We start from the raw sequence: 24226 nt of genomic DNA, 5'->3' as shown, positions 1-24226 counted from the left end.
TTGGTTGCCTCTGCCGAATTGCGCAGGTGGCGGGTCTTAACTGAGATCAGAGACTTGGCTGTCTTCTATCAAAGTCAAACGACTTGGCTCCTTCAGATCGAATTCAATTACCCGTGGTGCGAATAGACGTGCATATCGTGTAAAGGCGCTCGTCGGGGGAAACCGAATTACGGTATCGCAGCGCCCGAGAAGATACATCTCAACGAGGGCGGAAATTCCGCCGTCAATCCCGAGTGCTGCAGTGTGTAAGGGGCCACCTTGATTGGATCCGAAGTGCTTCGGGACAGTGAGCAGATCGGGAAACCTGGCCGACAGAAGATCCAGTATCCGCGCGCTGTCCGTGCATAAGAACAGCCGCACAGGCCTGGGGTGCGGTAACGCCTTAGCCTTGTCAATTGCAGCGCACACTTGCCGAACGGCGAGCTCCGGATCGGCCCAGTAGGGCGCATGCTCCATGATGTCTTCACCGTTACCGTGCCGAACATGAATCCCGATGATGCTGTGCCCCTCAAAACATTCCTGATAAATGGCATCTATGCGGCCTTGAATTTCTGGCCGAGGCTGGACACTCTGGAACACCTGCCGCTCTGCATCCTCATCGCACCGCCACATCAGACAAGCGTCACACACTACTGTGTTCGCTTCGACATCGTGTTCGGCCTGAAAGAGCTCGCCCAACTCATCGCGCTCTTGGAAAATCTGCTCATCTGGCCGGTAAAGGCACTCGATCGCCGGCCTGTTCCACCACTCCGGGAAGAATGGACCAGGGAAGGAAACGTCGTTGACCCGGTCGTCGGAAATAGCCGGCACGCCAGCGATGTCATTGATCGGCTGGAAGAACACCGGAAACGCATTTGTGAAGGGTTGGTCGAGGTAGCAGGCCCCCCGCCAGTCGATGACTAGAGTTCGTCCCGACCGCTGCGCGTAGCGCCAAGCGGCCGCCAACGACCACAGACAATCACCGAACCCCGTACGCCTCCGAGAGACGACGAACCGGCGCTTTTCCACTCCACTAACATGCATTTTCGGAAATCTCGTTCAGAGAGGAGGTTGCATCCGGTTTGGAATCCTTAGTCGACACGTAGACCCTGACGCCGGGCGCTTGGCAGAGGCCGGGCCATAGGGCAGAAGAGCTCACTCAGCACTGCCCACTAATCCCGTGACGCTCGCACAGCTTGAAGCCGATGCCCTCGCTTCCGGTTCAGCCTTCTCTACTGGGCCTCCGCGGCATATGTAAAATCTATTGAGTGGATGCCGGCCATCCATGCGTTGGATGCCATGATGAAGGGGCTCGGCTGACGCGGGCCCGGCCAATAGAGCCGAAACAGCCGGGGAACGCTGCGACACTGCCTGCCGGAGCAAATCGTTCCGTCGACGCCATACGCCAAGGTGCAAGGCTGCATACAGCAACCGTACCGGGCGAGATGAGGTCGACAGCTCGACGCGCCTGGAACCAGCTGATCGACAGAATCTGCAGTCTGCTCCCAAAGTTCTGCACGACCTGTGCCGGATGCTGTGGTGAGGGCTCGCGGCCACGAACTTTGTCCTCGCCCCGAACGGAAGCTCGCGCCTACGACTCCGGGCCGGCGATGCGCCCCCGCTGCTCGGTCAGACCATCCATTCTGTGGATGCACTTTATCCAAACAATCGATTTCACTGATCCAAACAATTCCCATTAGAAGACGCTGAAGCAAGAAAGAAAGGCGTCCTCACTCGCTGATGGATGAGCAAATCAGCTGCAAGGTGCTGGGAGTACATGTCGCTCACGGCGTGAGCTGAGCGGCACTCAGACCGCATGTACGAAGCCGACGGTTAGCGGCGCAACTCTATTTTGCTGTGACTCCAAGCAAGAGGTGTGCTCGGCTGGCGGACTGTCAATGACGAGCTTCGCGCCGCATCTGTCGAAGTGCTCCATAGCGCACGGGGCTGGCCGCACATTGTGTCGGCGTGGCGAGCCGGAGCCGAAACTTTAAACTTTAATAGAGCAGGAATAGAATGGGCGATAGCAGGAAAGTTGCTCTTATTACGGGCATAACTGGACAGGATGGTGCCTATCTTGCCCGTCTTCTTCTCAAAAAAGGCTACATCGTTCATGGGATTAAGCGACGTTCCTCTTCCTTCAACACGGGTCGTATCGAAGACCTCTACCAAGACCCGCACGAATCCGATCCGCGCCTGATCTTGCATTACGGTGACCTCACTGATTCGACTAACCTCATCCGCGTGGTTCAGGAATCTCAGCCAGACGAAATTTACAACTTGGCTGCTCAGAGCCATGTGCAGGTGTCGTTCGAAACACCTGAGTACACAGCAAACGCGGACGGTATCGGTACATTGCGACTTCTTGAGGCGATTCGCCTCCTCGGTCTGACGGACAAGACCCGCTTCTATCAAGCCTCGACTTCGGAGCTATACGGCCTCGTGCAGTCCGTACCGCAGAACGAAACGACGCCCTTTTATCCGCGCAGCCCTTACGCCGCCGCCAAGCTCTACGCCTACTGGATGGTCGTCAATTATCGCGAGGGCTATGGTATGCACGCTTCTAACGGCATTCTTTTTAATCACGAAAGCCCCCTTCGTGGCGAAACTTTTGTGACGCGCAAGATCAGCCGCGCTGCCGCTGCTATCTACCTGGGCAAGCAGGACAAGCTTTATCTCGGCAATCTCGATGCTCAACGCGATTGGGGCCATGCGCGTGAGTACGTGCGAGGTATGTGGATGATGATACAGCAGGATCAACCGGATGATTACGTGCTGGCTACGGGCAAAACGACTCCTGTCCGCCAATTCGTCGAGTGGGCTTTCGAAGATATCGGCGTCGAGATCGAATGGCGTGGCAAGGGTGTCGGCGAAAAGGGTTATGATGTAGCGAGCGGCAGATGCCTAGTCCAAGTGGACCCACGCTACTTCCGCCCCACGGAAGTCGATCTTCTCCTGGGTGACGCTACCAAGGCGAAGGAGAAGCTCGGCTGGGTGCATGAGACATCCGTGCGCGAGCTTGCTGCGGAAATGGTCCGCGAAGACCTGAAGGTCATGCAGACATCTGTAGTCATGAAGGAAGCGTAATGTATGATCTGAACGGAAAAACCGTGTGGGTCGCTGGCCATAAAGGTATGGTGGGCAGCGCTGTTGTACGCCGCCTCGCGTCCGAAGACTGCAAAGTTGTGGCCGCCCCTCGGGGAGAGCTAGATCTCAAGCGACAGACCGAAGTTGAAAACTTCGTGGCAGTGATGAAACCGGACGCTATCGTTATGGCGGCGGCAAAGGTAGGCGGCATTCTCGCGAACGCCACCTATCCGGTCGACTTTCTTTACGACAATCTGATGATCGAGGCCAATATCTTCGCGGCAGCCCACGAAAACAATGTCGACCGCGTCCTCTTCCTCGGCTCGTCTTGCATCTATCCGAAGATGGCACCACAGCCCATTCCTGAAAGCGCGCTTTTGACCGGCCCACTAGAGCGCACCAACGAATGCTACGCCGTCGCCAAGATCACCGGCATCAAAATGGCTCAAGCCTATCGCGAGCAATATGGGCGCGATTACATCTCCGCTATGCCGACGAATCTCTACGGGCCAGGCGACAATTATGACTTGCAGTCAGGCCACGTCGTCCCAGCGCTGATCCGGAAAGCGCATGAAGCTAAGCTCATAAGTGATAAGCAAATCACCATCTGGGGCACGGGCACACCACGTCGGGAATTCATGCACGTCGACGACTGCGCCGACGCATTAGTCTTCCTTCTGAAGAACTACTCTGACCATGATCACGTCAATCTCGGCTGCGGACAGGACATCACGATCCTAGAGCTGACAAGAATGATCTGCCGTGTAGTCGGATTTACTGGGGAGATTGCGCATGATCACTCTAGACCTGACGGTACACCGCGAAAGCTGATGAGCGTCGACAAGCTGCGCACTTTGGGATGGGCAGCAAAGATCACTCTCATGGAAGGCATCGAGAGTGCCTATCATGCATTTCTGAACGGGAGCTACACCGAACGGCGATAAATAAAAGGATTTGCTGCGTCTCAGGCCTGTACGCTTTCGGGACCCAGAGCTAATGTGGACTGAGACAATCACTCGATGGCGAGCGCTCATGTGAGCCAGCCGCGAGGAGCCCTGCCGGATCTCAACCCCATCCGCTCCAACCTCGTCGCCATGAAGGTCACGGTGCGCTGCCCACGACGACGCCGACCGCGCAATCCTCACAAGGGTAACCGTACAGAACCGAACGCGTCTACGCTAACGGAATGTACTTCTTGTTCTTGTCCGAGGGATCTGTCGATGGGCATTCCGGACGAGCCAAGATTTGAGCATGTCACCTTTAAAAACCAGTTAGCAACGTCGGATTTGGTATGAAATTCGGAACAAGTGGATTACGGGGCCTGGCGACAGAATTGGCAGGAGCCGCCTCTGCTCTATATGCAACGGCATTCGCGACATTCCTGCTGGAATCCGGCCTGGCCAGAATTGGCGACGAGATACTCATAGGGCGCGACTTTCGCGCCTCGAGTCCGGCCATCGCCGCCGTCTGTGCGGCGGCACTGTCTGCGCTCGGCTTCATCGTAGTCGATTGCGGCGCAGTCCCCACCCCTGCCCTGGCACTGTATGCTCAGGCGCGTAAGAGTGGTTGTTTGATGATCACAGGCTCGCACATTCCGGCCGACCGTAATGGAATAAAATTCTATCGACCCGACGGTGAGATCGACAAGGGTGATGAGCGGGAGATAACGCGCATCGCCTTGCAGTTGGAGAAGCGCGGATACGTCCTTGAAGGTGCTGTTGCACGTCGGCAGCACCGGGAGGCCGAATGCAAGGCCTTTTTCATGGCGCGCAATCGAAAGCTTATGGAGATTAATGCTCTAAAGGGCTTAACGGTGGGCGTATATCAGCACAGCACAGTCGCGCGCGATCTCTTGGTTGACATTCTCTCATATCACTGTGCGACGGTCGTAACCCTGGGACGTTCGGAAGGTTTCATTCCTGTCGACACTGAAGCGGTCTCTGACGAGACTGCTCAACAGTTCAAGCTCTGGGCCAAAGAGCATCGGCTTGATGCGGTCGTCTCGGCAGATGGCGATGGTGACCGCCCACTGGTAGCTGACGACCACGGAGACCCCCTTCGCGGTGACTTGTTAGGCCTGATTACGGCGAACTTCCTGCAAGCGAAGGCAGTCGTCACGCCGGTCACATCAAACTCTGGTATCGAGACCGCAGGTTCTTTTAAAGTCGTGCGTACCAAGGTTGGATCGCCATTTGTTATTGCTGCCATGCTCGATTTGGTTGCGTCGGGTCACGAGCGCGTGGTTGGTTTCGAAGCAAACGGTGGTTTGTTGACCGGCACGGACTTTGACCCGAACGGAACTAAACTGCCAGCGCTCCCTACACGCGACAGTTTTCTCCCCATCCTTGCGGCACTTTCCCTTGTTAGTACAAGTGGGCAGCCACTGTCGGAGATTGGCAGTTCCTTTCAATTGCCGGCAGCGGCGGCGGATCGCTTGGAAAATTTTTCCGTCGAAAGCAGCACTCGCCTCATGACATACCTTCGTACAGCGGAAACTAACATCGCCGCCTTCGTCGGGTCGATTGGAGTGGTAAGCAAGGTTAGCGATGTTGACGGACTTCGTATCACTCTCGCGGATAACCGTGTCTTGCATTTGCGTCCATCCGGAAATGCCCCGGAAATGCGGTGCTACGTCGAAGCCGAAAATCGGGAGGACGCGGAGCTTTTGCTCCGGACTGGATTGGATCGAATTCGTAATTGGACGCAAGGCTAAATAAAAGCCGCCTCCATTCCAGGCGACCCTGGGGGTCGCACGAGCTACTCTAGCGCGATCAGAACGTCCACAGTGTCCCTGGCCCTGTCCGCTTTGAAGCGAACCGGAACGCCCGTGGAAACAGCCGATCCGTACCGGCCACTGACCGTCCGGTAGCTCATGGTCAAGGCAGCGCCTTCCGGTAGCGAACAGCCGGTCCCGCACTCACCGCCTGTGCCGCATGTACGATGGCGTTGGTGTCCAGGCCGTGGTGACGGTAGAGGTCCGCAATAGTCCCCGTCTGGCCGAACTGCTCGACCCCGAGCGCCTTCACGCGATGCCCGTGAACCCCACCGAGCCACGCGAGCGTCGCCGGGTGGCCGTCGATCACGGTGACGATGCCGCAGTCACGCGATAGCGGCGCGAGCAGCCGCTCGATATGACTCAGGGCGCCAATCGCGCCACGCTGCCGGGCTCGTTCCGCCGCCTGCCAGCCCGCATTAAGCCGGTCCGCGGAGGTGATCGCGAGCAGCCCGACATCGCGCCGGTCCTCCGCCAGAAGACCCGTCGCGGCAATCGCCTCCGGCGCGACAACGCCTTGATAAGCAATGACGACACTCGCGTTCGGCCCGGGCGGACGCAGCCAATAGGCGCCATTGACGATGTCCCGCGCGAGCGCCGGGTTCATGTCGCGCAGCGGCTGCTCGAGCGGCCGGGTTGACAGGCGAAGATAGACCGATCCTCCGGTCTGATCACGCAGCCACGTCGTCTCATCCGGATCCCCCTCGCCATTACGTTGCATGTAATCGAAGGCAAAGCGCATGATCACGGACAGTTCGTCGACGAAGGCCGGTTCGAAGGCGCAAAGCCCATCCTGCGCCATGCCGATCAATGGGGTGCCGATCGACTGGTGTGCCCCGCCCTCGGGCGCCAGCGTCACGCCCGAGGGCGTTGCGACCAGCATGAAGCGCGCATCCTGATAGCAGGCGTAGTTTAGCTGGTCGGCCGATCGGTAGATGAAGGGATCATAGACTGTCCCGATCGGCAGCAGACGCACGCCATTGATCGAGTGCGAGAGACCGAGCGCCCCGAGCATGATCATCAGGTTCGACTCGGCGATACCGAGCTCGAGGTGCTGCCCCTTCGGCCCAAATTCCCAGGTAAAGGTCGACGGAATGCGTTCGGCCCTGAAGGTGTCCGCCATGGTCTCCCTGGCGAAAAGGCCGCGCCGGTTGACCCAGCCACCGAGATTGGTCGAGACCGTCACATCGGGCGAGGTGGTCACAATGCGGTCGGCAAGCAGACTGCGCTCGCGTGCGATGTCGTTCAGGATCTGGCCGAAGCCCATCTGGGTCGAGAGCGGCTTGCCGGGCTGCCCCGGTGACGGAAGGGTTTCGGGCACCGGCACCGAAGGCGCAGACAGCCTCCTACGCCCCTCACTGAAGAACGGCGCTTTTGCGAAGAAGGCGTCAAGTTCCGCTTCCGGCAAGGTGGCGGCCGCCCATTTGTCCCACTCCTCACCCCGCTTTACGCCCATCTGCAGGCGGTAGTCTTCCATCTGCGTGGGCGTCATCTGCCCCGCGTGGTTGTCCTTGTGTCCGGCAAGCGGCAGACCGTAGCCCTTGATGGTGTAACAGATGAAGCAGACGGGACGGTCATGCCTGGACGCCGCCTCGAAGGCTTCGAGGAGGCTCGGCATGTCATGCCCGCCAAGGTTCGTCATCAACGCCTGCAACTCGTCGTCGGAGCGGCGTTCGATCAGAGTGGTGACCGGCCCTTGGTCTCCGATCTCGTCGAGCAGCCGCTTGCGCCAGGCAGCCCCCCCTTGGAAGGTCAGCGCCGAATAGAGCTGGTTTGGACAGCGCTCTATCCACTCGAGCAGCTTCTCGCCCCCCGGCTCGGCAAAGGCAGCCTCTTGCAGAGCGCCGTGGCGCAGGACCATCACGTCCCAGCCGAAGTTGCGAAAAATCTGCTCGAACCGCTGCCAGAGGCCCTCCCGGATCACGGCGTCGAGCGACTGGCGATTGTAGTCGACCACCCACCAGCAGTTCCTGAGCCCGTGCTTCCAGCCTTCGATCAGGGCCTCGTAGATGTTGCCCTCATCCATCTCGGCGTCGCCGATCAGGCTGACCATTCGGCCCTCGGAACGCTCCTTCATCCAGCCGTGACCCGAGACGTAGTCCTGCACCAGCGACGAGAACAGCGTCTGAGCAACGCCGAGACCCACCGACCCGGTCGAGAAGTCGACATCGTCGACATCCTTCGTCCGCGAAGGATAGCTCTGCGCGCCCTTGTAGCCGCGGAAGTTCATGAGCTTTTCATGGGTCTGGTTGCCCGCCAGATACTGAAGTGCATGGAAGATCGGCGCCGCGTGGGGTTTGACCGCCACCCGATCCTGCGGGCGCAGGACCGAACCGTAGAGCGCGGTCATGATGGTGCTCAGCGACGCGGACGAGGCCTGATGCCCCCCGACCTTGATCTCATCGCCCTCGCGGAGGTGGTTGGCGTGGTGGATCGTCCAGGCTGCGAGCCAGGAGACGCAGCGCTCGATCTCGTTCAGATATTCCAGTTTCCTCGTCATTCAGTTTCCCGCAAATCAGCTGCCGGTCTCACAGGACCCCCGCCCAAATGGTCAAAGATCGAGCTTCAACACACCTGTCGCGCGCGACACGCAGGGGATGAAGCGGTGGCCGCGAGCCTCTTTGGACAGGACGGCATCCCGATGGATCGGCTGTCCCGCCAGCATTGCGCATTCGCAGGTCCCGCACACCCCGTTCTCACACGAGGCCATCAACGGCACACCGGCCGCACGCAAGGCGGCCAGTGCCGTGGTCTCAGCCGAAACCTCAACCACCCTGCCCGCACGGAGTTCTATGACGAATGGTTCCGGTGGCGCGCCATCAAACTCGGGAGGCTGGAAAGTTTCGAAATGAACAGTACCCTCGGGCCAGTGTTGAGCCGCGCGCCCCACAACCGCCATGAACCCAGGCGGTCCGCAGTAGTATGTCTGCGCGTCGTCCGAACGGTTCGCCAGCAGCGCGGCGATGTTCTGCCGGGTCTGAGGCTCGTCGTCGAAATGGATCCGCACATTGCCGCCAGGAAGATCGCTCCCGATCGCCGCCAAGAGTGGCGTGAGCGCCCGGCTGCGGGTGAAATAGTGCAACTCGAAGGGCTTGGCCTGCCGGGTGAGCGCGCGCGCCATGGCCAGAATCGGGGTGATTCCGATTCCCCCTGCCAGCAGCAAAGTCGGCCCCTCGCCTGGCTTGAGCGCAAAATGGTTGCGTGGCGCGGAGACAGGCAGTGTGGAGCCGACGGCAATGGTTTCGTGGATCCACGCCGAGCCGCCACGGCCGTCATTCTCGCGCTTCACCGCGATGGTGTAGCGGCCAAGCTCGGTCGGGTCGCCGCAAAGTGAATACTGACGCACCTTCCCTTCAGGCAGATGGACGTCGACGTGAGAACCCGCTCCGAACGCCGGCAGCACAGGTTTGCGTGGGTGTTTCAGGTCGATGACCAGCACGTCGCCCGGCTCCTTGCGGGCGGCGGTCACGGTCAGCTTCATGATGATGCGCGGCGAGGCCATGGCGTTTCACTCGTCGATGGGCAAGATCAGATCACCGGGGCGGATCACGCCCCCGACCTCGATTGTGCAGTTCAGGCCGGAGCGGTTCAGAAGCCCCTCGTAGAGACCCGGAAGCCCGAGCAACTCCTCGATATACTTGCACGGCACATTCATCCGGGCGGCCCTGAGAATCGTTTCCCCGACCCGGAAGCGTTTGCCGACAAGATGGCTAAGCGGAACGCCTCGTGTCGTCAGATTGCGCCGGTGATCTTCGGGTGCGAGCTTGGCCTTGAAGCCCGGAATTCTGGGTTCGCCCTGCGCGATGGCGTCCAAGACTTCAGCTTCGATCAGCGTCACTTCGCGAACGTCAGGACGCGCGGAATAGGTCCCCGTCCCCAGGTAGTAGCGGTCTCCGACAACGCCTTGGCCGGCAATAAGCTGCGCCTGCGCCAGCTCCTCCATTTCATAGGAGGCGGCAGGCGCGATATGGACGTGAAGCAGCTTTCCTCGCCAGGTCATCATCGCTCTCGGAAATTCGTCTCGTGGAAACCTGCTGCAAAACTGGCCTGATCAACAGCGCCAGTTGCATGGCATTTTCCCGGTCCAGTTGGCTGTTTGGAAAGAAATACGGGGGGCCCTCGGACCGTTTTCAGCGCCAGCTTTCGGCGTCGCCCCGGCTCAGTTGTTCCGCGCCGGCATCGCGTCTTGCACCTGCTTGACAACCTCTCGCAGGACCTCAACGCCCTTCCCGATCTGCCGAATGCTCAAGGCGGCATAGCCCATGACAAGTCCGACGCGATCGGTGCGGCCTTCGTCCGATGGCCGTTCGTAGAGCGGCGAGATCAGGTGTAGCCCCAGGCCAGCGTCGCGGGCGGATTCGACCAAGGCCGTTTCCCGCGATCGTGGCAGGTCATTGAACCAAACCGCGACGTGCAGTCCCGCATCTGCTCCCTGGACAGTGATGCGATCCCCGAAGCTGTGCTGCAAGGCACCCAACAACGTTTCCCGACGCTCGCCGTTCAGCCTGCGCACACGGCGCACATGGCTTTCGTAGCCGCCGCTCTCGATCAACGATGCCAGCGCTTCCTGTTCAGCGACCGGCGAATGCCGGTCTGCGAATTGTTTGGCGGTTGCGAAGACCTCCTGCAATTCGGGCGGGAGGACGAGGTAGCCGATGCGCAGCATCGGCGAGAGCGTTTTGGAGATCGTGCCGAGATAGATGACAGCCCCGTGGTCCTCGAGACTGTGCAGCGGAGGGACCGGATTGATGTCGTAGCGATATTCGCTGTCGTAGTCGTCCTCGATCACATAGGCGTTGTTGTGCCGCGCCCATTCCAGAAGCTGATGGCGGCGCGCGATCGGCATGACGCCGCCCAGCGGAAACTGATGCGATGGCGTCACATAAGCCAGTCGTGCTCCGATCCCCGCCAGCAACTCGGTCCTCATCCCGTCTTCGTCGACGATGACCGGGATGGGTGAAGCACCCGTACTGGCAAAGACCTGACGCGCCATCCTGTAGCACGGATCCTCGATGACGAAGCGGTCGGCGGGATCGAGAAGCAGGCGCGCGCACAGATCAAGGCCCTGCTGCGAACCGCTGACGATGACGATCTGGTCGAGGTCGCAGCTCAGGGTCCGGGCGCGCCAGAGATATCCCTGAAGCGCCTGGCGGAGCCGGCGCGAGCCGCGAGGATCGTCATAGGCAAGACGCAGCGGGCGCTGCCCCATCGCCTCGTTCATCGCGCGTTTCCAGACCAATGATGGGAAATCCGACGGTGCCAGGTCCCCATAGCGGAACTCGACCTTCAGCCCAGTCGGCAGATAATCTGACCAGGGTGACGTCGCGCGCAGCCGCTCGCCATATGCGGACAGGTGGATTGGGCCGACCCGTTTCGCGTGAGTGCGGCCCGTCTCATGGCCGATCAACGAAGACGCAACGCGAGGTCGCGCGCCTTGACGGGCTTCGATGAAACCCTCCGCAGCCAGTTGTTCATAGGCGACCGTCACCGTGGTTCGCGAAACGCCGAGGTCATTTGCCAGGGCCCGGGAGGATGGCAACTGACTGCCGGTTTCGTAGACGCCGCCGAGGATTTGCTCGCGAAGGGCTTCGTATATCTGGCGTGCACCCATCGCGTGCGAGCGCGCTGCAGACCCGGCACTTGAAGACTGGACCATCTCTTTCATCGCCAACTGGATATTTCACATTGGCCAGGTTGCCGTCAATCTTTCGGAACCCCAAGAGAGATCGCAGAGGCCGAATGACCAGCTCCCATCAATCCGAAACCGATGCTCCCACGGGATCGCTCAACCGCACCAGCCCCGGATTTGCCACCCGGGCGATCCATCATGGCTACGATCCGGCCGGATTTTCCAATGCCGTCCAGCCGCCAGTGTTCCTGACGTCAACCTATGGGTTCGAAAGCGTGGCAGCAAACGATGCCGCCGCCGCCCTTGGTGGAAGGCTCTATGCGCGCGAATACAATCCGACGACCGAGATCCTCGAGCAGCGGCTCGCGAATCTGGAAGGAGCCGAGGCGGGGCTGGTTGTTGCCTCGGGGATGGCGGCCTTCGGCACTCTGATCCTGTCGCTCCTGTCCCAGGGCGATGAACTCATCGTCCACAAGACGCTTTATGCGAACACGCTTGCCATGGTCGAACAGGCGGTCCCCCGCTTCGGCATCAAGGTCGTCGCGGTCGATCTGTCAAATCCCCACAATCTCGATGCTGCGATCACCGAGCGGACGCGGCTGGTTTTCTTCGAGACGCCGGTGAATCCGCTGAGCCGCATCCTCGACATAGCGGCAATTGCCGAGCGCGCTCACGCGCGCGGTGTAAGGGTTGCAGTCGACAGCACCTTCGCCTCGCCCGCGCTCCAGCGACCGCTTGAGCACGGGGCGGACATCGTGCTCCATTCGATGACCAAGTACATCAATGGTCATGGCGATGCCCTTGGCGGGGCGCTTCTCGGCGACGCCCAAACGCTCCGTACGCTGCATGAAACGGGCCTGCGCTACATCACCGGCGCAGCGCTCTCGCCCATGTCAGCTTTCCTGATCCTGCGCGGTCTCAAGACGCTGACGCTGCGTATGGAACGGCACAGCGCCACAGCCCTTGCGGTGGCTCGGGCGCTGGAAGCGCACCCGGCGGTGGCATTTGTGAGTTATCCCTTCCTCGACTCGCACCCTGATCAGGTGACGGCGCGAAAACAGATGTCCAACGGATCGGGCATGTTGGCCTTTGGCCTCCACGCTGGATACGAAGGAGCGCGCCGGATGATGGACCGGCTCAACCTGATCATTCGCGCCGTCAGCCTCGGCGATGCCGACAGCCTCATCTATCATCCAGCAAGCCTCACCCGTGCTCGGCAGCCGATCCGCAAGGATGCCCATTTGGCCGATGGAGTCGGCGAGGATCTCATGCGTCTCTCGGTGGGGCTTGAAGACGCTGATGACCTGATCGCCGATCTGCGGCGGGCTTTGGACGTCTTGTAATGACCTGGCGTGCGGCCACCTCTGCGCTCACACATAGATCTGGAGCCTTGCCATGGCATTCCTGAGCGGTCTTTCCGCGTTCCTCATCACCCCGACCAATCGTGACGGCCGCGTCGATAGCGTTGCCTTGCGCAGGCTGATTGCTCGGCTTGGCATTGCTCAGGTCGATTCCATCGGTCTTCTCGGCAGCACCGGCACATACATCTATCTGTCGCGCGAGCAACGGCGGCGGGCGCTCTCCGAGACCTTGGACCAAACGGCGGGGCAAATGCCGGTCGTGGTGGGTGTGGGCGCGCTGCGCACCGATGAAGCCGTGGGGCTCGCGCAAGACGCCAAGGCCCTTGGAGCAGCTGCGGGTTTGCTTGCCGCCGCCTCCTACACCCCGCTTACTGATGACGAGGTGTTCGATCATTTCTCCACTGTGGCGCGCGAAAGTGGCCTGCCGATCGTCGTCTACGACAATCCAGGAACGACGCATTTCCATTTCAGTCCAGCCCTTGTCAGCCGCCTGGCAAAGGTGGCTGGGATTGTCGCCATCAAGAATCCGACAGACAAAAGCGATGCGATCAAGAACCACCTGACCGCCCAGAGGCGCACACTGCCGGAAGGGTTCTCGATTGGTTACAGCGGCGACTGGAACGCCGCCGAGGCCATGATCGCCGGCGCCGACACATGGTACAGCGTCCTCGCGGGCATCCTGCCCGAGGTCTGCATGACGATCGTCACAGCGGCGCAACAGGGCGATGCGGCCGAAGCGCGACGGATCAATGCCGCGCTGGTCCCGATCTGGAGCCTCTTCAAGGAGTTCTCGAGCCTTCGCGTCGTCTATGCACTCGCTGAATTGCTCGACGTTTGCAGTGCCGAACCCCCGCGTCCCATCCTGCCTCTGCCCCCAGCAGCGAAGCGCCAGATCGCCGCCGCGTTGAAAGGTTTGCCATCGGATGCCAGCCGGTGAACAGCAAACCCCGTTCGGCAAGTGAAAGGTATTTACCCGCTCATTTCGAGAACTGATCGAAAACAACGCACTCGGCGTGCTGATAGCCATGGCTGGAGCGGTCTCGACGCCAATCACACCCCCTTCGAACTCGACAATCGACTGCGGAGGTACAGACTGCGCAGGGCACTCCGCCCATGCCGCACCGTTCGCCTTCAAACTAGGAATCGGTGGTTTATCCATTGGAATGGCATCGAGCCGGCGCTTTACTTCCGGCCCGGTGCGCGCATTGAAGCCGGTGCTAATGCCGCCGGCGAACACCAGATTTCCGTCCTCGACATTCGCCAGAGCACGCTTCCCGACCGCCGTAACTGTTGCCGGGTTCGCAGCCGATGACGATGAACTCATCACTCAGCGCGCATTTTGTCTCACCCATTCTTGGCGCCGGCCGGATCGATATGGACTGACACGCAGCTTGGAGACGATGCCCTCGAGGCCGAACTGGGAGACTTGCGCGAGAATGTCGCTGCCGCCGCTGATCTCGTCGCTCAGAACGATGCCGTTTGGCGGCGTCTCAGCAGGTTAACTAGCGCTTTGCGCCGATCGACAGTGGCCGATCGCGAAGACCCTCGCCGTCGATCTTGAGCAGGTCGAAGCCGGCAAGCACGGTCCTGACGTCTCCCGCCGCGGCCAAGAGCCCGCTGAAGACTGGGAAATGCGCGACAAGCCTTCTGGTCAACGACGAACGCCTCACCGTCTATTATCGCGTCCGAGGCGCCGAGCTCGGCCACCGCCCGGGACGATAGCCGGAAACCTGAGGGTCCAGTCGTGGAGGTTGCGGGTCGAGGTAGGCCCCCATCGATAGTAGTCCCATTTCATTTCGTGTAGCCAATCAGGGCCCTGCCGGACGCGGCCGACCAGCGGTCGATGTTCGCGACGACCCGAATGTCCAGTCTCGTGTAACCCAGCCTAAAGCGGCCTGTCCGCCCAAAAAATGACATTCAGTTGCCTCCAGCCTTTCGACACGACCCACTTCACGATCTCGTAACTCGCCAACCTAGCGGCTTGTTGCTTGAGCTGCGCGTTCCTACGGTGTGGTCGCTAGGCCTCAGCAACAAGAGCTCGGTTGCCAGGCGGGCGGAGGCTCAACGAGATAGCCAGCTCAGGACAAGGAGAGCAAGCAATGGTCGCTTTTACCCTCAATGGCGAGGCGCGAACACTCGATGTCGATCCAGAGATGCCGCTGCTCTGGGCGGTCCGTGACGTCATCGGACTCACGGGAACGAAATTCGGTTGCGGGCTTGCCCAGTGCGGCGCTTGCACGGTTCACGTTAACGGCATGCCGACGCGCTCGTGCCAGACCGCAGTCGGCGACATCGAAGGAGCCTCGATCACCACCATTGAGGGTGTGTCGGGCAAGATAGGCGAAACGGTCCAGGCCGTGTGGGCCGAGTTCGACGTACCTCAATGCGGCTATTGCCAGTCTGGCCAGATCATGTCGGCCGTGGCCCTCCTTACAGAAACGCCTAAGCCGACGGACGATGATATTGATTCGGCGATGAGCGGCAACCTCTGCCGCTGCGCCACCTATCATCGCATCCGCGCGGCCATCCACGAGACCGCCAACCGGCTGGAGACTTGAGGCATGTCGCAGTTTCTCTCGAAGCATAACTCCGTGCGGCCCACGCGCCGCCGGTTCCTCGTCGGCGCGGGCGTCACCACCGCTGGCCTCGCCGTAGGCTACCGGCTAGTGCTGGCGGCGTCCGACATCGCACAAACGACTACTGCAAAGGTTCAGGCGAACCCCTTCCAGACCTATGTCGAGATCACAAAGGAGAACCGAATCATCATCTACTCCTCGCAGTTCGAGATGGGACAAGGCTCCTATTTCGGCATCGCCACCCTGGTTATGGAAGAGCTCGACGGCGACTGGGCGCAGGTGGACGTGGTCGGCGGATATGGCAATACCGCGCTCTACGGCAATCTCGCCTGGGGCGGGGCCGCACAGGCAACCGGTGGCTCCACGTCGATGAGTTCGTCGTGGGAACGCTACCGCAAGGCGGGTGCTGCCGCACGGGCCTTGCTGGTGGCGGCCGCGGCGCAGCGGTGGGATGTGCCAGCCGGCGAGATCAAAGTCGCTTCCGGGGTCGTGTCGCACGCCTCAGGGATGCAGGCGCGCTACGGTGACCTGGCTGAAGCCGCAGCGGGAATGCCGGTGGACGACGTGCCGCTAAAGCCGCGCGACAAGTGGGCCCAGATCGGATCGGACAGCCTCAAGCGCTACGATTCCGCGGGCAAGACCAACGGCGCGCAGACCTACACGATCGACCTCATGATGGAGGGACTCCAGACGGCCGTTATGATCCATCCGCCGAAGTTCGGCGCCGAGATCGAGAGCTTCGACGCAACCAAGGCGAAGGCACTCGACGGCATTGTCGATGTCGTCCAGACGCCGCGAGGCATTGCCGTGGTTGGCAGGGACACCTGGACGGCGCTCAAGGGCCGCGAACTCGTGGAGGTGACCTGGAACGAGGAGAAGGCCGAAGGGCGCGGCACGGCCGAGATCATGGCCGAATACAACAAGGCAGCAGACGATCTGGGCGCGGCCACCGCGCGCGACGACGGTAACACTCCCGCAGCGTTCGCCAGTGCTGAGAAAATCATCGAGGGGCACTACGAATTCCCCTATCTTGTCCATGCTTCGATCGAGCCACTCAACGCGGCCGCCCGAATCAACGAAGACGGCACCATCGACGTCTGGGGCGGACACCAGATGCCCGACCTTTATCAGGCGGCTGCCGCTCAGGTAGGCGGCACCACGCCGGACAAGGTGAGGCTGCACGTGATGAAGACCGGCGGCAGTTTCGGCCGCCGCGCGGTCTTTGATGCAGATGTCATTATCGAAGCTGTTTCCACAGCGCGTGCACTGGGACGCGGCAAGCCAGTGAAGGTGCAGTGGACCCGCGAGAATGACATGCGGGGTGGGCGGTACCGGCCGGCCTATGTGCATGCAGTCAAGGCGGGGCTCGACAAGAAAGGCAATGTCGTCGCTCTCCATGACCACATCGTGGGCCAATCGGTCTTGGGCGGTTCGACCTCTGCGGCGATGATCAAGAACGGCATCGATCCAACCTCCGTAGAGGGCGCCACCAACCTGCCCTATGCGATCCCGAACCTGAAGGTCGAGCTGACCACCACGGACGTGAACATCCCGGTGCTGTGGTGGCGTTCGGTAGGCTCCACCCACACCGCTTACGCGGTGGAAACCCTGATCGATGAGCTCGCCGCCGCTGCGAACCGTGATCCGGTCGACTTCCGCTTGTCAATGCTCGGTCACCATCCACGGCATGCCGCCGTGCTTAAAGTGGCTGCTGAGAAGGCAGGCTGGGACAAGCCTCTGCCGGAAGGCCGTTTCCGCGGCGTGGCCCTGCATGAAAGCCTCTCGACCTATGTCGCCGATGTGGTGGAGATCACCCTCAACGATGAAAATGGTTTCAAGGTCGACCGCGTCGTCTGCGCGGTAGATTGCGGCACCGCGATAAATCCTGACCAGATTCGCGCTCAGATGGAGGGCGGTATCGGCTTCGGGCTAGGCGCGATCCTCCAGGAGGAGCTGACCCTGAATGGCGGTGTCGTAGACCAAGAGAACTACGATACCTATACACCGCTCAGGATCGAGCAGATGCCGCGAGTCGAGGTGCACATTGTGCCGTCCGAGGAGCCGCCCACGGGAGTTGGTGAGCCAGGTGTGCCGCCTATCGGCCCGGCCGTCGCCAACGCGCTACGGGCGGCGACGGGCAAGACTATCCGCAAGCTGCCGATTATAAAGAACATGTCAGGAATGACACCATGAAACAGCCGCGATGAAGATCGCGCCGTTTTCGAAACGCCTCCTGACAGGCGCTCATCTCCATGGGTCAAATTCCGGCGGCTGCCCGCTCCAATATCCGGTTTGGAGACGGCACCCCGTGTTCTGAACGACCACAGACGGGCCTTGGCGCCGGTTCCACTGAAGAACCGCTTTCGAGACGAAATGCGTCCACTCCATGAAGAGCACAACCGTATAGCACCAGGAAGGCTAGCTACCTCCATCGCTTCGGAGACCCAGGCCCTCAGAAAACCGAACCTCCCGAGCTCAGAGGCGCTCGTGATCACAATCGCGCTGGTGCGTGGATCATTGTTCAAGGGTTTGCCGATAGGCAGGCGAGATGGCCGATCGACATGATCTTCGCCCGATGCTCTACAAACACAATGCCAGCCGCTGTCACGGAGTCGCGAAGACGAAGGCAATGAGGGTCGACGCCGATACTCATCGTTTGGTTGACAGAGCGCTTGGAATGCCATGCGCTTCACATCGGAGTAGCCATCCGGGAAGCCTGAAGCGCTTTGAAAACGCATGTGCTGCGGCTGTTATTCATAGCGTGGATGACTTTGATCAAAACAATCGATTTCATCAGTCTTCCGGAATCGTGCATGGACAAAAAAGAGCCTCACGCACCAATCACACGCTGCTCTATCGCGTGACGAAAGCTGCCTTAGGAACAATCCAAAGGAGAAAATCTTCGATGCGCCCTGACGTGCAGTGGAGGTCGTGCCGAGAAAGTGAGTTGCAACTGGCCGACAATGTCGGGCGGTGCGACCATGGTCGCTTCGGAGAATGAAATCGGGCCAGTTCACGGGGGCGGTACTGTTATTCGTCGACGGCCGCCCTTCCCAAGACAGGCGGCATCGCAAGTTGGTTCTGCCGATGAAAACAACATCGCCGGATACATGTCAGCAGCCGCTCAGGATTGGATGATCCAGCCAAGCTCTCGGCGTGATGGCACCGTAGGCCTCACAGTCGAAGCATCTCATTGATCGTTTATGAGGCTTTCTTCGATGCCGCTGATGCCTGACGGGCAGTCGCAGCTGCAGGCGACAACACGGCCTATTTAGTTGGAAACAGTCGAGGTAAGCCAATTTGGCTTCCCGTTACTATCTGGAGAAAGAAATGCTGTGCCTAGGAATCAGCGGCGGACTTGACCAAGTCCATGAAAACCGATTCGAGCGTCCGAACGCCTTTATGCACGATGGCGCCGCGGTGCTCGTCCGAGACGGAAAGGTGATAGCCGCCGTAGAAGAGGAACGCCTCAATCGAATCAAGCACTCGAACAAGCTGCCAAGTGGTTCGATTCAATACTGTCTTTCGACGGCCGGGGTTCAGCTCAGCGACATTGATCGTGTCGCGGTCTACGCCAGCGAGCCCTACGCCAACGCCATGCTTGAAGGTATGTCCGCTTCCCAACCAGACATTCTCTCCACTCCGTTGGATGCTAAAATGTTGGTGCAGAACCTGTTAGCGCGTGAGTTCGGCACTAAGTTGGACAGTTCGCGTATTTCATTCGTAGGTCATCATCAGGCGCACGCCGTGAGCGCCTTTGCAATGTCGGGCTTCGAACAAAGTCTCATTCTAGCGATTGATGGCTGTGGTGATTTCCTGTCGGGCCTTGTGGCGATAGGGTCTGGCACAGAAATTACGCAAATCGAGGCTTTCCCGGAGGACAATTCTCTTGGGCTGTTTTATCTCGAGACGATCCGCTGTCTCGGCTACGGCATGTTCGACGAGTATAAGGTAATGGGACTCGCGCCCTATGGCGACCCCGCTCCCTATCGCGAGCTCTTCGAGCAGTTCTACGAGCTCTCCGCCAACGGTGGCTACCGTGTTCACCTCGACCGCATCGGTCCGGCGTTGCTCCGCAACATCGAGATCAGGCGAAAGGGAATGCCTTTCACCCAGCAGCATCGAGATGTGAGTGCGTCACTGCAGGAAGCGCTTGAGCGGATCGTGTTCCACATTCTCCGGCACCACCGTGAGGCCACCGGCATGAAGCGGTTGTGTCTGGCGGGAGGGGTAGCCCACAACTGCACGATGAACGGCAAGCTGCTGTATTCAGGGCTTTTCGAAGACATCTTCGTGCAACCCGCGTCTCACGACGCTGGCTGCGCATTGGGAGCTGCGCTGATAGTCTCTAACGAGATGGGCCGCCCCGCGCCGCGTGAGCGACTGCAGGAGGTCTATTGGGGTCCTGATCTCGGGAGCGACCGCGCCGTGGAACAGGAACTGAATGCATGGTCCGGACATCTCGAGGTTGAACGCTCTTATGACGTAGCGAGCAGTGCAGCCCACTGGATCACCAACGGCGCCGTGATCGGCTGGGTGCAGGGTCGTTCGGAGTTTGGGCCACGTGCGCTGGGCAACCGCAGCATTCTTGCCGACCCTCGGCCCGCTGCAAACAAGGACCGGATCAATGCCATGGTCAAGAAGCGCGAAGGCTATAGGCCTTTCGCACCATCTGTGCTGGAAGAGGATGCCAGCGAATTTTTCGACCTCCCGGACGGTAAACACGAATTTCCATTCATGAATTTCGTCGTTCGCGTGCGTGACTCAAAGCGCGCCTTGTTGGGTGCCATTACGCACGTCGACGGTACGGCTCGGCTGCAAACAGTATCGCGCGATGCCAACCCCGCTTACTGGGAGGTCATCAATGAGTTCAAGAAGCGGACAGGCACTCCAATTCTGCTCAATACGTCCTTTAACAACAATGCTGAACCGATCGTGGATACGGTTGCAGACGCGATTGCCACATTTTTGACGACAGAGCTGGATGGACTTGTGGTCGGGCCCTTCCTGGTTAAAAAACGGGCTGCAACGCTGCAGGATTGGACTGCGCTTGCGATTTCATTGCCTCCCTCAGTCTCCCTCCATCAAACCCGTGCTTACACAGCGCGAGATCATCAGGAGACTGTCTGTGAGATTATTCCGAACCACTCCAGCATTGACAGTGTGCGAATTTCAAACGACTTGTTTAATCTACTGATGCGGATCGAGGGCGAAGCCGTGTTGCGAGATCACCTCAATATGATTGAGCCGGATCAGGCCAGGCATGCAGCTCTAATGGAGGGCCTGCGAAGACTGTGGGAGCAGCGCCTGGTTCGGTTGCATCCCTCACAAGCTGGTCGGATGGATCATGCGTCCGATCAAACGCTGGACCAGCCCAATAGGCAATCAGCCTGATAGAGATGCACCTCAAGCTCGGCCAATCAAGGGTTTTTGTCGACCCCGCCTGCGAGCTCCCGCTGTGATTACGGGGTCGTCGCCTACGCGGCGGCGCCCACCACCATCTCCATCAGTCGCTTCGGCGACAAAGCCAATCATCTCCCGTAAGAGAAGTGCTTTCGGGCAAGGTCTGCAGGTTCAAGGAGTTCGTTGAAGGCGCCGCCAGCTGGAGCTGCGTCGAGCGCATCATCGCGCATGGTCGAACTCGGCGCCCAAGGGAAATCGCCCAATTCGACACGCGTGCGTTTGCGCCTCATTCAAAACCGCTGCGCGGGTGGTCGAGGTGAAATCGGAAGTCCGTCTGTGCCAGCCGACGACGTTCCCGCAGCGCATCCTGCACATCGCCCTCGATCGCATTCCTCAACTCGCGACATACGACGGGCGCAGGCGCCGGAAACGAACCCGCCCACCGCAACCTGCAAACTCCCGCCTGTCCTCACGACGGAGCAATCCTGTCGCCTGACCAGGCGCGTGGAAAAGCATCACAAGGGTGACCACAGCGTCGCTTCAGGCCGTCAAACGCTATTGCCGTGCGTCAAGGCGGACTAGGTGACCCGTCGGGAAGCCGGCACCAGCGGCTTTGTCGGGACAAGACACATGCTATTGGGATTTGACCGCCGCAGCCGCGAGCATCGCTTCTCCCATCGCAATGGCCCCTTGGGCACGCAGCATTTCGCCAGGGTTCTGAATGTCACGCAACTCTTTGTTCTGGCTGAGTTTTGATTTTCCAACCAGGCCGGTGATCTCGATCTCCAAGGCGACGATTGCCCTGACCATCGTGTCGATGAAGTCCTTCGGCGCGTCGCCCATCTTCCATGGGACCGGCTGCGAGGCTTCTTGCATGTGAGTGAGCTTCGCCACGTTGCGGCGCACATACCGCTCATCATCCCGGACAGTGATGCGTCCGTGGGCATGGACGACGAGATAGTTCCAGGTCGGCACCTGCTTGTGGAATTCATGCTTGCTCGGATACCAGTTCGGCGAGATGTAAGCGTCGGCCTCACGGAAGATTACGAGAACCTCATCGCCATTGGCGACTTCCTCCCAGACTGGGTTCTTGCGAGCGACATGGCAATTGAGAACGCCCTTGTCTCCCTTCGAGCGGTCAAGCTCGAAAGGGAGGTGGTTCGCGTCCAGCGTGCCTTTGCTTTGGGTGACGAGGATACCCAGCGGGTGTCTCTCGATAAGGTCAAACACGGCATTCTGATCAGGGACGGCAAAATGAGGCGGAACGTACAACGGTTTATCTCCTGTCGCGAATGTGCGGTTGTTAGTAATCGGCGGGGCCTTACGGAACGTGCCCCTGAATCTTCGCTGCCGTCGACGAGTGCCCCGGATTTCGGTGTCCACCACGCTCAAGCACCGCCATCGTGAAGTGGGCGGGCACATCAGATGCCGCCGCATATGAGTGAGGTTGGTCAGTGACAAGCCGCGCACTCTCGCCTTCGCTTAAAATTTCCACGTGGGTACCTACCACAACGCTCAGGGCACCCTGACTGACCGAGATCAGCTCGCGCGTATCCGGACTATGAGCGTCCGCGGAAAACACATCGCCCGGCATCATGACCCAGCTCCACAGTTCGAACATCGTGCGTCCCGAGGTCGACGAATGCAGTTGCGCAGAGCTTCCCTTGGCGCTCGTCCAAAGCCTCCTGGTCTCTGTCCGCTCGATGGGAAGGCGCACCGTGGAAGGGTGCTCGTTCAACAAATCGGCCACCGAGAGCGAAAACGCCGCCGCCAGCCGACACAGTATGCCGATACTGGGGTTCGCCCTACCCTGCTCCATCGCGACCACGGTTCCCTTCGATAGGCCACTTAGTTTAGCCAGGCGATCCAGGGTCAGGCTTTGGTCACGCCTCAAGTCTCGGATCCGGGCTGCTATCGCTTGCCCAAGCGCTTGCTCGGCATCAAACGCTTCCGTAACATTGGTCATTATATTGACTTGGGTCCTCGGCTCACGTATTGCGGTCAGTATAATGACCGGCACGAAATTGCAACTGCCCGTTAGGAAGGAATAACCGATGCGTTTTGAGACGAAGGCGATCCACTGCGGCCGAGGTGTCGACGCGTCCACGGGGGCCGTATCCATGCCGCTGCACACCAGCACGACGTTCGAACGAGGCGCCAACGGGTCATTTCCGTCCGGCTTCGAATACACAAGGGATGGAAATCCGACACGCAATGCGTTCGAGGCGGCCATGGCGACGCTTGAGGGAGGGGGAGACGGCATCGCCTTCGCTTCGGGCATGGCCGCAATCGCTGCAGTTTTCGAGAGCCATCCGTCGGCGGGTCGGATCGTTCTGCCGGATGACATGTATTTCGGCATTCGTTCGCTGATCGAAGAGACCGACATTGGGTCTCGCTTCGACTTTGCCCCCGTCGACATGCGCGATTTGGACGCTTTGCGCGCCGCGGTGACATCGAAGCGGACTGGCCTCGTCTGGGTCGAGACGCCGTCAAACCCGATGATCCGCGTTGTCGACATTGCGGCCATCTGCGCAATCGCGCACGAGGCAGACGCCTTGGCGGTGGTGGACAATACGTGGGCCACCCCAGTGCTTCAACTGCCACTCGAAATCGGGGCAGACGCGGTGATGCACTCGGCGACAAAGTACATTGGCGGCCACTCGGATTTGATGGCCGGTGTCGTCATTGTCCCAAACGCGTCACCCCTCGGTCGCCCATTGCGGATGGTCCAGAAACACAAGGGCAGCGTCGCAGCGCCCTTCGACTGTTGGCTGGCGTTGCGGGGCCTGCAGACATTGCCGGTCCGCATGCGCGCCCATTGCGAAGGCGCCCAGAAAGTGGCCGAGGCCCTGGCGTCTCATCCGCGCGTCGAAAAAGTGCTCTTTCCTGGTTTGCAAACTGATCCGGGACACGATCTTGCTACGCGGCAAATGAGCCATTACGGAGCGATGCTATCCTTTATCGTCGAGGGCGGAGCCGATGCTGCAATGGCCGTGGCCGGCCGCCTGAAGATTGTTGTCCGGGCGACAAGCCTTGGCGGGACGCATTCTCTGATAGAGCATCGCGCATCCGTTGAAGGTGCGAAGTCCAAAGCGCCAGGCGGATTGCTGCGAATTTCTGTAGGGCTTGAACATCCTCAGGACATTATAGATGACCTGATGCAGGCCCTAGGCGAAACCTGCAAAGCGGGAGTCCAATGACGGGTGCAAGAACTCTGGCGCCGCTTTAGGTGACGGCTGGCGCAGCCGACGATCGGCAGAACAATGTTCCTGCTGAGTAGAACGCACGTCCTCTGGTGAACCGCTACCGCCGTGTCGCATTGTCTCGGGCGTGGTGGTCGCCTGGGTGATGAACGTCTTCGGGTTTCCGGACGATGGCCACGCGCTCGACCGGATAGCGGAAATACCCAGATTTGCCG

18 protein-coding genes are annotated in these 24226 nt (G+C 60.0%); 10 read left to right on the top strand and 8 right to left on the bottom strand.

The window, feature by feature from the left end; genetic code table 11:
- Nucleotides 1–36: 36 nt before the first annotated feature.
- A complete protein-coding gene (locus AC3EMP_RS10245) occupies nucleotides 37–1023 on the bottom strand; it encodes a nodulation protein NodZ (protein WP_352713102.1) in 987 nt (328 codons plus the stop codon).
- Nucleotides 1024–1995: 972 nt separating this feature from the next.
- Between AC3EMP_RS10245 and gmd the strand changes: the two genes are divergently transcribed.
- From gmd to AC3EMP_RS10230, 3 genes are all read left to right on the top strand, one after another.
- A complete protein-coding gene (gene gmd / locus AC3EMP_RS10240; RefSeq protein ID WP_023692482.1) occupies nucleotides 1996–3066 on the top strand; it encodes a GDP-mannose 4,6-dehydratase in 1071 nt (356 codons plus the stop codon).
- Nucleotides 3066–4010, top strand: a complete 945-nt coding sequence (fcl, locus tag AC3EMP_RS10235; protein WP_023704110.1) for a GDP-L-fucose synthase — start codon at nucleotides 3066–3068, stop codon at nucleotides 4008–4010. Before gmd ends, fcl begins: the two co-directional genes overlap by 1 nt.
- 347 nt (nucleotides 4011–4357) lie before the next feature.
- Nucleotides 4358–5779, top strand: coding sequence for a phosphomannomutase (locus AC3EMP_RS10230; protein WP_352514719.1), 1422 nt, complete (start codon nucleotides 4358–4360; stop codon nucleotides 5777–5779).
- A gap of 163 nt (nucleotides 5780–5942) precedes the next feature.
- Here AC3EMP_RS10230 and AC3EMP_RS10225 read toward each other — a convergent pair whose 3' ends face one another.
- The 4 genes from AC3EMP_RS10225 to pdxR all read right to left on the bottom strand — a co-directional run bounded on the left by AC3EMP_RS10225 (nucleotide 5943) and on the right by pdxR (nucleotide 11495).
- A complete protein-coding gene (locus tag AC3EMP_RS10225; RefSeq protein WP_352713098.1) occupies nucleotides 5943–8339 on the bottom strand; it encodes a transketolase in 2397 nt (798 codons plus the stop codon).
- A gap of 51 nt (nucleotides 8340–8390) precedes the next feature.
- A complete protein-coding gene (locus AC3EMP_RS10220) occupies nucleotides 8391–9341 on the bottom strand; it encodes a PDR/VanB family oxidoreductase (RefSeq protein WP_352713095.1) in 951 nt (316 codons plus the stop codon).
- Nucleotides 9342–9347: 6 nt separating this feature from the next.
- A complete protein-coding gene (locus tag AC3EMP_RS10215; RefSeq protein ID WP_023704114.1) occupies nucleotides 9348–9839 on the bottom strand; it encodes an MOSC domain-containing protein in 492 nt (163 codons plus the stop codon).
- Between the two features lie 159 nt (nucleotides 9840–9998).
- Nucleotides 9999–11495 (bottom strand): MocR-like pyridoxine biosynthesis transcription factor PdxR, encoded by a 1497-nt coding sequence (gene pdxR / locus AC3EMP_RS10210; RefSeq protein WP_023704115.1) that lies wholly within the window; start codon nucleotides 11493–11495, stop codon nucleotides 9999–10001.
- A gap of 83 nt (nucleotides 11496–11578) precedes the next feature.
- On the opposite strand from pdxR, the gene AC3EMP_RS10205 reads away from it, so the two are divergent.
- Both AC3EMP_RS10205 and AC3EMP_RS10200 read left to right on the top strand, forming a co-directional pair.
- Complete coding sequence (locus AC3EMP_RS10205; RefSeq protein ID WP_023697828.1) at nucleotides 11579–12811, top strand: trans-sulfuration enzyme family protein; 1233 nt, start codon at nucleotides 11579–11581, stop codon at nucleotides 12809–12811.
- A 52-nt stretch (nucleotides 12812–12863) separates the two neighbouring features.
- Nucleotides 12864–13766: a dihydrodipicolinate synthase family protein gene (locus AC3EMP_RS10200; RefSeq protein ID WP_352713091.1), complete on the top strand. Its 903-nt coding sequence runs from the start codon at nucleotides 12864–12866 to the stop codon at nucleotides 13764–13766.
- A gap of 565 nt (nucleotides 13767–14331) precedes the next feature.
- Here the strand turns inward: AC3EMP_RS10200 and AC3EMP_RS10195 are convergent.
- Nucleotides 14332–14484 (bottom strand): hypothetical protein, encoded by a 153-nt coding sequence (locus AC3EMP_RS10195; RefSeq protein ID WP_023704117.1) that lies wholly within the window; start codon nucleotides 14482–14484, stop codon nucleotides 14332–14334.
- Between the two features lie 444 nt (nucleotides 14485–14928).
- On the opposite strand from AC3EMP_RS10195, the gene AC3EMP_RS10190 reads away from it, so the two are divergent.
- The 4 genes from AC3EMP_RS10190 (at nucleotide 14929) to AC3EMP_RS10175 (ending at nucleotide 20799) form a co-directional block, all read left to right on the top strand.
- Nucleotides 14929–15387, top strand: a complete 459-nt coding sequence (locus AC3EMP_RS10190; RefSeq protein ID WP_023689394.1) for a (2Fe-2S)-binding protein — start codon at nucleotides 14929–14931, stop codon at nucleotides 15385–15387.
- Between the two features lie 3 nt (nucleotides 15388–15390).
- A complete protein-coding gene (locus tag AC3EMP_RS10185; RefSeq protein WP_352713089.1) occupies nucleotides 15391–17598 on the top strand; it encodes a xanthine dehydrogenase family protein molybdopterin-binding subunit in 2208 nt (735 codons plus the stop codon).
- 355 nt (nucleotides 17599–17953) lie between these two features.
- Entirely contained in the window at nucleotides 17954–18406 is a 453-nt protein-coding gene (locus AC3EMP_RS10180; protein WP_352713086.1) for a hypothetical protein, read from the top strand.
- Nucleotides 18407–18735: 329 nt separating this feature from the next.
- On the top strand, nucleotides 18736–20799 hold the full coding sequence (locus AC3EMP_RS10175) for a carbamoyltransferase family protein (protein WP_352713171.1): 2064 nt from the start codon (nucleotides 18736–18738) through the stop codon (nucleotides 20797–20799).
- 642 nt (nucleotides 20800–21441) lie between these two features.
- On the opposite strand, the gene AC3EMP_RS10170 is transcribed toward AC3EMP_RS10175, so the two are convergent.
- On the bottom strand, nucleotides 21442–22080 hold the full coding sequence (locus AC3EMP_RS10170; protein ID WP_352713083.1) for an FMN-binding negative transcriptional regulator: 639 nt from the start codon (nucleotides 22078–22080) through the stop codon (nucleotides 21442–21444).
- A 49-nt stretch (nucleotides 22081–22129) separates the two neighbouring features.
- Nucleotides 22130–22774: a helix-turn-helix domain-containing protein gene (locus AC3EMP_RS10165; RefSeq protein ID WP_023704120.1), complete on the bottom strand. Its 645-nt coding sequence runs from the start codon at nucleotides 22772–22774 to the stop codon at nucleotides 22130–22132.
- Between the two features lie 88 nt (nucleotides 22775–22862).
- Here AC3EMP_RS10165 and AC3EMP_RS10160 point away from each other — a divergent pair, with 88 nt between their 5' ends.
- Entirely contained in the window at nucleotides 22863–24008 is a 1146-nt protein-coding gene (locus AC3EMP_RS10160) for a trans-sulfuration enzyme family protein (RefSeq protein WP_023685532.1), read from the top strand.
- The last annotated feature ends 218 nt before the right edge of the window (nucleotides 24009–24226 follow it).

Source organism: Mesorhizobium sp. P160219, from assembly GCF_057786095.1.
This window is presented reverse-complemented; position numbering and strand designations above follow the sequence as displayed.

Bases quoted from the DNA above. Each gene is read 5' to 3' on its own strand.
- AC3EMP_RS10245 (WP_352713102.1), bottom strand. From the start codon at position 1,023: ATGCATGTTAGTGGAGTGGAAAAGCGCCGGTTCGTCGTCTCTCGGAGG.
- gmd (WP_023692482.1), top strand. From the start codon at position 1,996: ATGGGCGATAGCAGGAAAGTTGCTCTTATTACGGGCATAACTGGACAG.
- fcl (WP_023704110.1), top strand. From the start codon at position 3,066: ATGTATGATCTGAACGGAAAAACCGTGTGGGTCGCTGGCCATAAAGGT.
- AC3EMP_RS10230 (WP_352514719.1), top strand. From the start codon at position 4,358: ATGAAATTCGGAACAAGTGGATTACGGGGCCTGGCGACAGAATTGGCA.
- AC3EMP_RS10225 (WP_352713098.1), bottom strand. From the start codon at position 8,339: ATGACGAGGAAACTGGAATATCTGAACGAGATCGAGCGCTGCGTCTCC.
- AC3EMP_RS10220 (WP_352713095.1), bottom strand. From the start codon at position 9,341: ATGGCCTCGCCGCGCATCATCATGAAGCTGACCGTGACCGCCGCCCGC.
- AC3EMP_RS10215 (WP_023704114.1), bottom strand. From the start codon at position 9,839: ATGACCTGGCGAGGAAAGCTGCTTCACGTCCATATCGCGCCTGCCGCC.
- pdxR (WP_023704115.1), bottom strand. From the start codon at position 11,495: ATGGTCCAGTCTTCAAGTGCCGGGTCTGCAGCGCGCTCGCACGCGATG.
- AC3EMP_RS10205 (WP_023697828.1), top strand. From the start codon at position 11,579: ATGACCAGCTCCCATCAATCCGAAACCGATGCTCCCACGGGATCGCTC.
- AC3EMP_RS10200 (WP_352713091.1), top strand. From the start codon at position 12,864: ATGGCATTCCTGAGCGGTCTTTCCGCGTTCCTCATCACCCCGACCAAT.
- AC3EMP_RS10190 (WP_023689394.1), top strand. From the start codon at position 14,929: ATGGTCGCTTTTACCCTCAATGGCGAGGCGCGAACACTCGATGTCGAT.
- AC3EMP_RS10185 (WP_352713089.1), top strand. From the start codon at position 15,391: ATGTCGCAGTTTCTCTCGAAGCATAACTCCGTGCGGCCCACGCGCCGC.
- AC3EMP_RS10180 (WP_352713086.1), top strand. From the start codon at position 17,954: ATGGCCGATCGACATGATCTTCGCCCGATGCTCTACAAACACAATGCC.
- AC3EMP_RS10175 (WP_352713171.1), top strand. From the start codon at position 18,736: ATGCTGTGCCTAGGAATCAGCGGCGGACTTGACCAAGTCCATGAAAAC.
- AC3EMP_RS10165 (WP_023704120.1), bottom strand. From the start codon at position 22,774: ATGACCAATGTTACGGAAGCGTTTGATGCCGAGCAAGCGCTTGGGCAA.
- AC3EMP_RS10160 (WP_023685532.1), top strand. From the start codon at position 22,863: ATGCGTTTTGAGACGAAGGCGATCCACTGCGGCCGAGGTGTCGACGCG.